This window comes from Marinilabilia sp., from assembly GCF_016278715.1.
GTDB lineage: Bacteria > Bacteroidota > Bacteroidia > Bacteroidales > Marinilabiliaceae > Marinilabilia.
In genome coordinates, this window is the sequence record NZ_JADQBH010000027.1 from 1 (window position 1) to 12,823 (window position 12,823).

Consider the following 12,823-nt stretch of genomic DNA (forward strand, 5'->3'; position numbering starts at 1 on the left):
GCAACGGAAATTCATTCCCGTATTTTTCAAAAACCTTATCTCCAACCAATTCAGACATGTAAATTTCCATCAATTCGTTCAGGGTATTCCCTTTCAGGAAACCATTGCTTACCACCGACACATCTCCCGGCACACCACTCAACTCCCAACTCTCGCCTATATCGGAGGCATTTCCGGTATCTTTGCCCAAAACCGAATTTAACTTGGTTCCACCCCATAATCTCTGTTTCAAAATAGGTGCAAATTTCAACGGATAAAGTTTTCTTTCCATATTATCATCTTTTATTTAGGGTTTTCACATTCTAACGGTTCAAATAAAATCAGAATCACATCCAAAACATACTCGATAATGCAAATATACCAATAGAATGTTGGATTGGAGAAATACAAATAGAAAACAGAAAGTTTGTAAGGGTAATTCAGTCATTATAGTTAACTTTCCGCAATCTGGTTGGCGAATTTTGCTTCAGGATAAAAATTTTCACATGGCTTGTTTTATTTCAACCTATAGCACTGCCCTATATCCTAAAAAATTACCGGAATATTGTCATCCGGTTTTTTATTAAAATAAGGCTGCAGGTTTTCTTTTAGGGAGAAATTTTATTATCAAACCAAAAAACATCATAATTTTGCAAAAAAAAATGCGAATTACCGAAGCTTCATTTCTTACCAGCAGCGCCAATCCCAAAAATTGCCCTGCGCCCAACAAGCCCGAGTATGCATTTATAGGGCGCTCCAACGTAGGAAAGTCATCGCTTCTGAATATGCTCTGTAACCGCCGGAAACTGGCCAAGATTTCGGGAACCCCTGGAAAAACAAGACTGATTAATCATTTTCTCATCAACGATAGTTGGTATATGGTAGATTTGCCTGGATATGGATATGCCAAACTTTCGAAAACTGAAAGAGAAAAATTCAAGAAAATGATTGACGGATATCTGTCAGAACGTCCCAACCTCGCCAACTTGTTTGTATTGATAGACAGCCGCCATGCCCCCATACAGTCCGATCTGGAGTTTATGCAGTCTATCGGAACCCGCGGCATTCCATTTGCCATCGTTTTTACAAAAAGCGACAAGCTCAAACCCGAACAGTTGGAGAGCAACATTTCCAAATATAAGGATCGGCTTTACGAGGAATGGGAAGAACTACCCCCCTTGTTTTTCACTTCCGCTACCACCCGACAGGGACAGGAAGAAGTACTTTCATATATTGAAGAAATAAACAAAAGCTTACCATAACTATAGATCGTTAGATTTTCAGATAATAGATGTTAGATGGATTGTATCATGTTGAAAAACAACTATTTAACACCTTGAGCATTGTGATTTTAAACAATTAACTGACAGGCTGTTACGAAAGGTTGACGAAGTATTGCATAAAGTATTACTTTAAAACATTAAGTAGCACTTTAATTAGAGATTACAATTAAAACAGGTAAGTTTTCTTACCTTTGTACACAAAGCTGCAATAAATATAACTGATAAACAGGACTTTAAATGCCACCTAAAGCACCAATCAAACTATTTTCGGGCACCAACACCCGATATCTTGCCGAAAAAATCAGTCTTTGTAACGGAAGAGAACTGGGAAACATTAACCTGACGCATTTCAGTGACGGAGAATTCACCACTGCTTATGAAGAAACCATAAGAGGGGCCCATGTTTTTTTGATTCAATCCACTTTTCCTCCATCCGATAATCTTTTTGAATTATTGATGATGATTGATGCTGCCAAGCGGGCATCGGCTTATAAACTGGTTGCCGTAATCCCCTATTTCGGATTTGCGCGCCAGGATCGAAAAGACAAGCCCAGAGTTGCTATTGGGGCCAAGTTGGTAGCCGATTTACTGACTACTGCAGGGGTTGACCGTGTGATAACAATGGATTTACATGCTGACCAAATACAGGGTTTCTTTAATATTCCGGTGGATCACCTTTATGCCAGCAGCATCTTTGTTCCACATATCCGCAAACTAAATCTTGATAATCTGGTTATTGCATCGCCCGATGTAGGCGGATCAAAAAGAGCCAATACATATTCTAAGTTTCTGGATTCTCCAATGGTTATCTGTCATAAACATCGTTCAAAAGCCAATGTAATAGATGAAATGAGAATCATCGGAGATGTAGCCGGCAAAAATGTAATCATTGTTGACGACCTGGTAGATACAGCCGGAACACTAACCAAGGCAGCTGATATGATGCTGGAACAGGGAGCCACCAGTGTTCGTGCTTTTGCCACACATCCGGTACTCTCAGGTCCGGCCTACGAAAACATTGAAAAATCCAGCATTTGCGAAGTGTTTGTCACCGATTCCATTCCTTTGCGAAAAAAATCACCAAAAATAAAAGTACTATCGGCAGCCCAGTTGTTCGCAGACACGGTTGATAAAGTTTATAATTATCAGTCAATAAGCACACAATTTGTAATATAATTATTACCTTTGCGGCCGCCAAAACGGCCTAGTGTGATGGGAGATTAAGGTTTCACATTACAATCTTAATTTTGAGTAACACATTCAAAAACAAAAAGATGAAAACAATTGAACTTAAAGCTGCCAAGCGCGAGAATCTTGGAAAAACAGCAACCAAACAACTTCGCAAAGAAGGCAACGTACCTTTGGTACTTTACGGTGGAAAAGAAACCATCCATGCAACAGCTCTTTTGAAAGAGTTTAATAAGCTGATCTTTACCCCCGATGTTCACCTTGTAAAACTGAATATCGACGGAACTGTTCATGATGCTGTCATTCAGGATGTACAATATCATCCCGTTACTGATGATGCTCTTCACGTGGACTTCCTTCAGCTTTTCGAGGATAAGCCTGTTGTGATTGAAATTCCCGTTAAAACTAAAGGTTTGGCTGCCGGAGTAAAAGCCGGTGGTAAACTAACCATTGAGAAGCGCAAGCTTAAAGTCAAAGGTCTGGCAAAAGACCTGCCTACACAGCTTGAAATTGACATTACCAACCTTGGACTTGGCAAAGGCATTCAGGTGGGTCACCTCGACTTTAAAAACCTTGAATTGCTTAACAATAAGAACCAGGTGGTTGTTTCTGTTAAGCTTACAAGAGCTGCCCGTGCTGCAGGAACGACTGGAGAAGAGGAATAGCATTTCAACCATATTTCAAAAGCCTCCATATCTCAATATGGGGGTTTTTGTGTTTATGAACCAATGGGTTGTAATGAAACATATTGACAGTTATTAATTGGGTTACTTAAATTTTATGTGTTTTTTTATGCATGCGGGGCTTGATAAACATAGCCGTAGCAACAGTTTAAACCCTAACGAAGACGAAAGAAAAAAGTGTTTGTAATTAGTGAAGGAATTTAGTTATTGTCTCATTAAGCTGTCCCTGGTATAAAATTTTTACTTTTGCAGAACTTTGTTGCAGACAAAAACTATAAGAAAATCGGATGGGGCTTTTAAAAAAAATAAAACAGCTGCTGCAACCGGCAGAAAAACAATCGGACAACACCGTGAAATATTTAATTGCAGGACTTGGGAATATAGGCCGGGAATATGAACACACGCGGCACAATATCGGTTTTGATATTTTGGATGAACTGGCGAATCAGGAAAATCTCAAATTCGAAGACCGTCGTTATGGAAATGTAGCCGAATTTAAATTTAAAGGACGCACTTTTGTGTTACTGAAACCCAGTACTTATGTCAATCTCAGTGGAAGAGCCATAAACTACTGGTTAAAGGAGGAGAAAATCCCGGCGGAAAGATTACTGGTAGTTGTGGACGATTTGGCCCTGCAGTTTGGAACGCTCCGCCTAAAAGCCAAAGGCAGCGACGCCGGGCACAACGGACTTAAAAACATCAATCAGGTTCTGGGGCATAACCAATATGCCCGACTGAGGTTTGGCATTGGAGACAATTACTCACGCGGTCGTCAGATAGATTATGTACTGGGAAGCTGGGACAAGAATGAAAATGCCGAGTTGCCCGAAAGATTAGACAAAGCCATTGAAATCATCAAAGGTTTTGGAACCATTGGGCTGGCACAAACCATGAGTCAGTACAACAACAAGTAATCTACCATGAACTTAACTGAAAGCGTACGCATTGATAAGTATTTGTGGGCCGTAAGATTGTTCAAAACCAGGAGTCTGGCTGCCGAGGCCTGTAAAAAAGGAAGAGTTACCATCGACGAACAACCAGTCAAGTCGTCCCGCGTGATTCGTCGGGGCGATATAATATGCATCAAGGTTCCCCCCGCTGTAAAAACATATAAAGTACTGGATTTATCAGAAAAACGAATGGGTGCAAAATTGGTTCCGGACTACCTGGAGGATATTACCCCGAAAGAGGAACTTGACCTGTTGGAGATGGCCAGAATGACACAAAAACTGAGCCGCCCACGGGGAACCGGACGTCCCACCAAAAAGGATCGTCGCGATCTGGATAATCTAAAAAACGATCTCGATTAAACAATATATTCAATTTTGACAATGATTATATCAAGACATAAAAGGCACAATGACATTGCAGGCTACATACTTTACATGTGGCAGATTGAAGACCTGATCCGGGCATCTGAACTTGACCCGGAAATAATCCGAAAAAACATTATTGAGCAATACGAGCAACCCGAAGAGGTAAAAAAAGAACTGGAAGAATGGTATGAGAACCTGATGGAGATGATGCGAAACGAAAAAAAGGAACAATCAGGACATTTGCAGGCCATCATCAATACGGTCAACGATGTAAACCGCTTGCATGTTACGCTCATGCATTCGCCCAAGGAAGCGGCTTATCAACAACAATTTATGAAAGCCGTCCCCCTCATCAAAGAACTGGAATCCAAAATGAAACCGCAACCCAGTCACGACATTGAATTGATGCTTTCAGCAATGTACAATGCTTTTGTTCTGAAACTTCAAGGGAAAGAAATAACAAAAGGAACCAATGAGGCTTTAAAAGTTTTTGGACAAACATTATCTATGCTTTCGGCCAAATACAGAGAAGATCAAAAAGGGGAACTCAATCCTGAATAATGGTGCACGAACTGCGCCGCCCAAACCACTTGTAACGGTTATTGGCAACCAAACGATATCCGGCTTTTATCCATGAACCGGGGAGAATCCTGAGCATACGATATAGAAAGAGCGGGAATGTCCCTCCTCGCTTCAAAATATAGAGAATGGCAGGAGCACCCGAAAGGGATTTTTCATTTTCTATAACCACCACCTCATCGAGTTCATAGGATGAATATCCAATTGAACTCAACAGTTCCTGCCCCTTCTCTGATTGCATAGCCTCCAATTGAATTTTTCCGGCATATCTTTTTTTAAGCCATCGGGCAAACCCACTGCACAACACACAAAAGCCATCAAAGAGAACAATCATTAAAGCCAGTCATTAAAAAGGGATTAAACGAATTATTAAATTATAAAAGGACTTTTGAGTTTAACATACACCAAAAGAGCTGTAAAAAACAATATTTGTAATTCCTTTATAATAAAAAAAGTCGGACAACAGCCCTGAAAACCAGGCTATGTCCAACAGATTTACAATCCGGGTTCCTCATCGGTTCCACGGCAAGTATCGTCATCGGACTCTCTCTCACTACAGATGTTTTCACAGGGCGAAACAAAAAACTCCTCAGGATCTTTCACAAATCCGCTATTGGGGGAAACCCCATAAAGAAAGTCCCGGTCAAAAAGCCTTTTTGAACAATACAACTTTTCGAATCTCACCATAGGCAAAAGGTTTTTTGAAAGTCTGTATGCCAGCCTTCAGGTTTCACAAAAAAAGAACGTTGGGACAATTTAAGACAATCCCATCCTAAAAGCAACAGCCTGATGTATTAAAATGTTCAAAAAACCGCAATTCGGCTTGTAAGATTCAGAAGATAAAACTATTCAATAACAATATCGACACGTCTGTTTACCATTTTCAAGCCACGTGGAGAGAGTTCTTCCACGGGCGACAGTGGATTTTCTTCACCCAAAGCCACTACCTTTATTCTGCCGGGGTCTATCTCCAGTTGATGCACAAAAAATTCTTTCACTGCCAGACAGCGTTCCCGGCTAATTTCCAAATTGGCCTGTGCATCGCCATCGTTATCTGAATAGCCATAAAGGGATAGCATTTTGTGGTCATCATTAATCATTTCCACAGCAATCCGTCCCATTAACAGCTGGTCGGCCGGACTAAACCGGCGAAATTTGCCTGATGGAAAAAAAATACTTTTCACATTGTATTGATCGTAAACAATTCGAAGCGTTTCGGTTATTACTACAGAATCCTTGTCAATAGGACGATTGGCTTCGTAAAGCGCAATATCTTCTTCCAGTTGCCGGATTTCATCCGTCAAAGGGTTCTCCTGGGGGCGTCCAAACATATCCATACCTTCAGCTCTGTATGTCCAACGCATGTGGCGTCTGTCCTTTTTCCCCAATTTATAGCTGACATTTAAAGCAGTATAAAGGTAACGATCGTTGGTAGCACCTGTAAGAATATTATCCAAACGGTCGGATGCCGAAAATCGAAGGACACTCTCCAACCCCACATCAAAACTATTGCTGACTCTATACATAAGGCCCGCTCCAAAAGGCAATACAATATCCGTAGCCCTGGACGTTTTCTCATCAGGATTGTCCACATCATACCCCAAAACCACATAATCGTGGTTGGAACTATCGTAAAGCTGACTTCTCTGAGCCACTTCACCCGTTTGGGTGTCGAACAACCGACTTCGAAAAAGAGTGGCTCCAACTCCAATTTTCAAATAATAATTCCATTTATCATTGATAGGTCCCGGCAAAGACGACATCTGATTAATAATGGCAATTCCGTTAATGGAAATATCCATCAGGTCTCCCCGAAAGCCATACGCTCCTTCCTGCCCAAACATATCACTTTGAAGATATTGTAGTTCAAAAGCAAAAGCCGGCACCAGATGTTTGGTAACCCATAGGGAAGGGCCAAAATCAATTTCCCGATTAGGAAACAAACTGTATCCGCTTTGATCGGCATACATAAAAACGGGCCCTAACCCTGCGCTCACCGACCATGAATTATAGCTTTGCCCGTACGAGAAGATCATATCCGGAGTCAAAACCATTAATGAATCACGACGTTTCTGACCCTCAGCCACAAACGAAAAACACAAAATTAAAATGGAGATTAGAAAGATTCTCATTCTGAAAAAATTTGCTTATTTCACCCGGACAATTACAAGCATCATTCGTCAACCTTTGGTTGCCTGAGAAGAAAGATATCGACTCTCCGATTGACCATATGTACACCCCGAGGTGTTAGTTTTTTGGTGTCGGAAAGCAATTCACCTTCCCCGTTTGGTTCAGTCTGGAACCGACTTTCGTCAAGACCATAATCATTTACCAAAACATCAACCACTGCATCGCAACGTCTCTGGCTGAGCCTGACATTATAGTCATCAGATCCCCGTTCATCACAGTATCCCTGAATAAGAACTTTTTCAGCAGGATGCTCTTTCATAAAACGGGCAACAATGGCTATAATTTTATGTGCATCAGGTTTTATATTGGATTTGTCGAAATCAAAAAATACAGAAGCAGCAAGGACATTGCGATATTCCACACTTTCCCGGTAAATAAATGTGGTATCCGAAACAGAAGAATCTTTGGCAGCAATGTGTTCCAGTCGCCGGCGCAGAGAGTCAAGCTTCTGAGCATTAGGATCCAACCTTCGGTCGCGCTGCCACCCCATATTAAAGTCTTTATAGGTCCACAGAGCATGACGCTTGTCCTTTCTTCCGATTTTGTAGGTAACGGTAACTGCAGCCGACATGTAAGAATCATTGTCAGCCCCTGTAAGGTTTACATCCAAATTGTCCTGAGTCAGATTTCGCAAAGTAAGTTCAAAACCCACATCAAAACTTTTGTTTAGGCGATAATCGATACCCATACCGATGGGTACCACCATTTCCGTTCCACGATCAGTTTTTTCTTCAGGATTGCGATTGTCATATCCGATCGCCAAAAAATCATCCTCGGCCCAGCCGTAAGGACGCGGGTACCCGGGCGTTCCAGCATGAACATCGGCTACAGTAATCCAATCTCCTGTTTCCAGGCTTCTCTGACGTGCCCTAAAATAGTTAGCCCCCAGTCCGATTTTCCCGTAGATATTTAACCGGTCGCGAATAGGCCCGAAAAGCACCAACTGATTGATGCTCACATTTAAGTTGAGGGTGAGGTCATAAAAATCCCCTTCAAAATAACGTGAGTTTTTTTCCCCGTACATATCTGCCATCAAAAACTGGGCATCAAAAGACCAGGGGCGCCCCAATTGCTTGCTGAGAATAAATAAAGGCCCGAAGTTCCAGTTCTGAGAAGGAAAAACCGAATAATCAACTACATCGGTATAATAAATAAGCGGCCCAAATCCGGCAGTTACCGACCATGTGTTGTACTTCCTGCCTGGGTTATAAATCTGTTCTTCATCCAGATTATAGAAATCAATCTGTTGTGCATTAATAGAAGTAATTGTAAGCCCGCAAAAAAAAATAAACAGCAAAGTTTTTCTCATTCCTTTGGTAAGATTAGGTAATTTAGTCGTTGTCAGTAGTCAATTTCTTTCCGACACAGCCAGCCAACAAACAAAAAAAAAATTTTAAAGCAACTAAAAACATATAAAATTGCCAACTTCACCTTCAAATCTAAAGGAATAAAAAACCAAGGTAAAGAATATTTTTACCAACAATAAGTTAACTTAGATTAATGGAGACTTTTGTTATGAAAATTAAAAACCAAGGCAAAAAAATTTTATCAGCAATAAGAATCCGTGCTTAGAACTCCAATTTCTTTATAAAATGATTACCCCCTTTCCGGCAATACGAAAAGGGGGTAAAATATTTTTCAACAAAACTTACTGTTGATTAAATTCCAACAGTCCGGTTTTCAACCAATCAATGTAGTTCTGAACATCGGTATCATACCCACGCTCCTCAACAAGAGGTTCTTCATCGTGTCCGAGAATCACATAATGGGGCTGACTGTTTCGCTGGAAACGGGATATCTGAAAATCGCTCCATTTATTTCCAACTGTCCTGATTTTCTTTCCGGTAACGGGAGAAATATACTGCTCATCTTCCGGGAGGTTCTCCCGGAAATCCACATACAAAGAAGTCAGCACATAATCATTTGCGAGCATCTCCTTCACAGTCTGATTGGACCAAACCGCATCTTCCATTTTCCGACAATTGGTACATCCTTTTCCGGTAAAGTCAAGCAACAACGGTTTGTCAACTTGTTTGGCATAGGCAAGTGCTGTTTCGTAATCATCGAAAGCAGGAATTCCCTGTGGCCCAAGGTGCATATCCTCACCCAGAGGAGAAGCACTTCCACCTCTGGTTCCGGGAGTTTTATCACCAACACCGTAAGGGGATTCTGCATAGTTATTAGGCGGCGGAAAACCGCTTATCAGATTTACCGGAGCGCCCCACAAACCGGGTATCATATAAATGGTAAAGGCGAGGACCACAAGTCCCAGCATCATCCTTGATACCGGCAGATGATCCATTGGGGAATCGTGTGGCAACTTGATTTTTCCCATCAGATAAAATCCAAGCGCACCAAATATGGTAATCCAGATAGCAATAAACACTTCACGCTCCAACACATGAAGCCCCCACACCATATCGGTAATGCTCAGGAACTTAAATGCAAATGCCAATTCCAGAAATCCGAGCACCACTTTTACCGAATTGAGCCAGCCACCCGACTTGGGCAGTGAATTTAACCAGCCCGGAAAGGCAGCAAACAAAGCAAAGGGCAATGCGAGGGCCAACGAGAAGCCCAGCATTCCAACCACCGGAGCCATTCCTCCAACCGAAGCGGCCTGCACAATGAGTGTTCCCACGATAGGCCCCGTGCAGGAGAATGAAACAAGGGCCAAAGTAAAGGCCATAAAGAATATACCAATCAAACCTCCCTTATCGGCACCCCGGTCGGCTGCACTCACCCATGAATTGGGCAACACAATTTCGAAAGCCCCGAAAAAGGAGATGGCAAAAACAATAAGCAGAGCTGCAAAGAAAAGATTAAACCAGGGATTGGTGGATAGTGCATTGAGCACATCAGCACCAAAAACTGCGGTAACAACTGTCCCCAGAATCACATAAATGACAATAATGGAGACACCATAAAGAATGGCATTTCGAAACCCTGAAGCCTTTGTTTTACTCTGCTTGGTAAAAAAGCTTACCGTCATCGGAATCATGGGAAAAACACATGGGGTCAGCAAAGCAGCAAAACCAGCAAGAAATGACAACCAGAAAATAGTCCAGTGGCTCCGGGTTTCAGACTTCTCATTGTCTGAACTTTTCTCTAAAGCAGTATCCTCCTGCCGGTCGGCGGTAATATTTTCATCGCTATCTTCTTCCTGAACTAAAACAGCTGGGTCCTGCCTTGCAGCACCACCTCTCTCCAGGTCAAAAGAAAAATCAATCCGATCCGGTGGCAGACACTGCTCATCATCACAAGACATAAATTCAACATACCCTTCAAGTTCAGAAATATCCTTATCCGTGATGGTTACAGGCAAAATAAATCGTGCCTTATTTGAAAACCAGGCAAGTTCCATGTCAAAAGCCTGATCAAATTGCACATCAGCGTCAGGCTCTTCTCTGAGCTCACCAACACGCAATTTCTCCCCGCCATTAATCATTACAACAGAGGTCGCAATAGGACCTCCTTCCGGAATGTTCGAAGAATAGAGATGCCAGTTTTTGTCAATGGTGGCATCCGCAATTATTTCGTATTCGGTTTCTGACAGTTTATTAAGCGAAAAAGCCCACTTTACAGGTTCAAGAATCTGAGCGTTAAGCGTTGCTACACTGAATAATAATGAAAACCAAAATACCAGACTAACTTTTTTCATGAGCTATATACTTTGACTAATTAAACCTTAAATTTATTCATTAGTTTAAAAATTTCTAAATTATTTGGCCAAATGATTTCGACTTGTGCAAAATCGGGCATATACGCTCTGACTTTACATTGTTGATTTTAAGAATCAGTGTGGTGCCTGCTTCATATTCAGGAAACCTAAAAAACAATGAGTTTCGTCCGTAAACAACATTGTAGATATGTAAATTTCTGGATATGTAATACCAAATAAAAATTGCTTTGAACACCCGAAGAGAATTCAAAGCAATTTATCCAAAGAGTCATTTTTTTATAGCAAAAAACAGGCCAATAATCGAGCCCCTCTTATTAAGGCATTTTGTAAACAATAGCGTTAATATTCATTCCTGCTCCCACCGAAGTAAAAACAAAGTGGTCACTGGTCTTCAGCCGGTGGTTTTCCAGCTCATTTCTCATTAGCATGTCAAATAAAACCGGAATTGTCGCTACGGAATTGTTCCCAAGTTTCGAAATCGTCATTGGCATTGTATTTTCAGGGACTTCCCGAAGACCATATAACTTAAAAAGTCTTGCCAGGATGGCATAATCCATTTTGGCGTTGGCCTGATGAATCAGAACCTTTTTTACATCAGTAATATCAATTTCAGCTTTTTCCAGGCATTTTTTAACAGTAGCAGGAACGGTATGTAAGGCATATTCATAAACTTTCCTTCCGTTCATTTTAAGAAATTGTTCTCTGGAATCAATTTTTTTGTTGTACGAAGGCCCCATCTTCAACAGGAAAGCGCTATCAAGGGTATCGGTTCTGGTTACATGCGATAAAATTCCAACGGGGATATCACTCTGAACTGCTTCCACCACAACAGCACCGGCACCGTCAGAATAAATCATACTATCCACATCATAAGGGTCAGAAACACGCGACAGAGTTTCAGCACCGATAACGAGTACTCTTTTTGCTTCACCTGTTTTAATATACAAATCGGCCTGAGTAAGCGCCTGAACCCAACCAGGACATCCAAACAGCAAATCGTAAGCCACGCAATATGGGTTTTCAATTTTCAGGATATGCTTAACTTTGGATGCCAGTGAAGGTAAAATGTCGGTACGACCAGTCTCTTTTCTGACATCGCCAAAATTGTGAGCCACAATAATGTAATCAAGACTCTCTTTATCAATACCCGCAGATTCTATAGCCTTTGACCCGGCGAACGCAGCGATGTCAGAAGTTACATACTTATCCTCCACATGTCTGCGTTCATCAATCTCTGTTATCTCTTTGAGTTTTTCGACAACAACCTTGGTCGGTTTAGTCATTCTTTCTCCCGAGGGAGAATAAAACTCATTTTGTAAAAAATCTTCATTTCTTACAACATTTGGTGGAACATAAGAACCCGTTCCTTTTATTACAGAATAAATTTGATTTGCCATAATTTAATTAGAATTGAAAAACATCGCCACAAAGGAACGATTTTTTTAAATAACAGACACAAAAAGCCTTTTATATTCATCCCACCATAGTCCCATTCACCACATTTCCCCCCAGAACAAAGGGATTGAGGAAATCAAACCTCTGTAATAAAATAATTATCCGCGGAACAACCTTTTTTAGCAAGACATTTGTAGAGAACAACTGAAAAAACTATATTTGCACCGCATTTAAAGGATTTCACATCTGCCCGGATGGTGGAATTGGTAGACACGCTGGACTTAAAATCCAGTGGCCATTGCGGCTGTGCGGGTTCAAGTCCCGCTCCGGGTACAAAAAGGTCGGTTTTTACCGGCCTTTTTGCGTTTATAACTCAAATTGACATTAAAAAAACAATCATTGGTGTCCCGCTAAAAAATTGAGATTGCTTCATTTCGTTCGTAATGACGAGACTTTGAAGGATTTTGAGGGTTGAAGGGATCGAAGGGGTTGATTTTCGGCAAGGCCGAAAATCACCCCCTTCGGCCT

The 12,823-nt window shown here is 41.3% G+C and carries 12 protein-coding genes, 1 tRNA gene and 1 pseudogene; 7 read left to right on the forward strand and 7 right to left on the reverse strand.

The features are described from left to right. Positions 1–271, reverse strand: a pseudogene (locus QZZ43_RS01750) (mannose-6-phosphate isomerase); the annotation flags it as partial. A 358-nt stretch (positions 272–629) separates the two neighbouring features. On the opposite strand from QZZ43_RS01750, the gene yihA reads away from it, so the two are divergent. The 6 genes from yihA (at position 630) to QZZ43_RS01780 (ending at position 5,010) form a co-directional block, all read left to right on the forward strand. Beyond that, positions 630–1,241 (forward strand): ribosome biogenesis GTP-binding protein YihA/YsxC, encoded by a 612-nt coding sequence (gene yihA, locus QZZ43_RS01755; protein WP_291855573.1) that lies wholly within the window; start codon positions 630–632, stop codon positions 1,239–1,241. 258 nt (positions 1,242–1,499) lie between these two features. Then, positions 1,500–2,438 (forward strand): ribose-phosphate pyrophosphokinase, encoded by a 939-nt coding sequence (locus QZZ43_RS01760; RefSeq protein WP_291855576.1) that lies wholly within the window; start codon positions 1,500–1,502, stop codon positions 2,436–2,438. A 98-nt stretch (positions 2,439–2,536) separates the two neighbouring features. Continuing rightward, complete coding sequence (locus QZZ43_RS01765) at positions 2,537–3,115, forward strand: 50S ribosomal protein L25/general stress protein Ctc (RefSeq protein ID WP_291855579.1); 579 nt, start codon at positions 2,537–2,539, stop codon at positions 3,113–3,115. A 305-nt stretch (positions 3,116–3,420) separates the two neighbouring features. After that, a complete protein-coding gene (gene pth, locus QZZ43_RS01770; protein ID WP_291855581.1) occupies positions 3,421–4,047 on the forward strand; it encodes an aminoacyl-tRNA hydrolase in 627 nt (208 codons plus the stop codon). Positions 4,048–4,053: 6 nt separating this feature from the next. Next, a complete protein-coding gene (locus QZZ43_RS01775) occupies positions 4,054–4,443 on the forward strand; it encodes an RNA-binding S4 domain-containing protein (protein WP_291855584.1) in 390 nt (129 codons plus the stop codon). Between the two features lie 21 nt (positions 4,444–4,464). Continuing rightward, a complete protein-coding gene (locus QZZ43_RS01780) occupies positions 4,465–5,010 on the forward strand; it encodes a DUF4924 family protein (RefSeq protein ID WP_291855586.1) in 546 nt (181 codons plus the stop codon). Here the strand turns inward: QZZ43_RS01780 and QZZ43_RS01785 are convergent. The 6 genes from QZZ43_RS01785 to QZZ43_RS01810 all read right to left on the reverse strand — a co-directional run bounded on the left by QZZ43_RS01785 (position 4,997) and on the right by QZZ43_RS01810 (position 12,297). Continuing rightward, complete coding sequence (locus QZZ43_RS01785) at positions 4,997–5,362, reverse strand: thiol-disulfide oxidoreductase DCC family protein (RefSeq protein WP_291855589.1); 366 nt, start codon at positions 5,360–5,362, stop codon at positions 4,997–4,999. The genes QZZ43_RS01780 and QZZ43_RS01785 overlap by 14 nt on opposite strands. A 161-nt stretch (positions 5,363–5,523) precedes the next feature. After that, entirely contained in the window at positions 5,524–5,715 is a 192-nt protein-coding gene (locus QZZ43_RS01790) for a hypothetical protein (RefSeq protein WP_291855593.1), read from the reverse strand. Between the two features lie 158 nt (positions 5,716–5,873). Continuing rightward, complete coding sequence (locus tag QZZ43_RS01795; RefSeq protein WP_291855596.1) at positions 5,874–7,160, reverse strand: OmpA family protein; 1,287 nt, start codon at positions 7,158–7,160, stop codon at positions 5,874–5,876. A gap of 41 nt (positions 7,161–7,201) precedes the next feature. Then, positions 7,202–8,527, reverse strand: coding sequence for an OmpA family protein (locus QZZ43_RS01800; protein WP_291855599.1), 1,326 nt, complete (start codon positions 8,525–8,527; stop codon positions 7,202–7,204). 339 nt (positions 8,528–8,866) lie between these two features. Then, entirely contained in the window at positions 8,867–10,879 is a 2,013-nt protein-coding gene (locus QZZ43_RS01805; RefSeq protein WP_291855603.1) for a cytochrome c biogenesis protein CcdA, read from the reverse strand. A gap of 335 nt (positions 10,880–11,214) precedes the next feature. Continuing rightward, positions 11,215–12,297: a 3-oxoacyl-ACP synthase III family protein gene (locus QZZ43_RS01810; protein WP_291855606.1), complete on the reverse strand. Its 1,083-nt coding sequence runs from the start codon at positions 12,295–12,297 to the stop codon at positions 11,215–11,217. Positions 12,298–12,543: 246 nt separating this feature from the next. Between QZZ43_RS01810 and QZZ43_RS01815 the strand changes: the two genes are divergently transcribed. Then, a tRNA-Leu gene (locus QZZ43_RS01815) sits at positions 12,544–12,628 on the forward strand. Positions 12,629–12,823 lie beyond the last annotated feature (195 nt).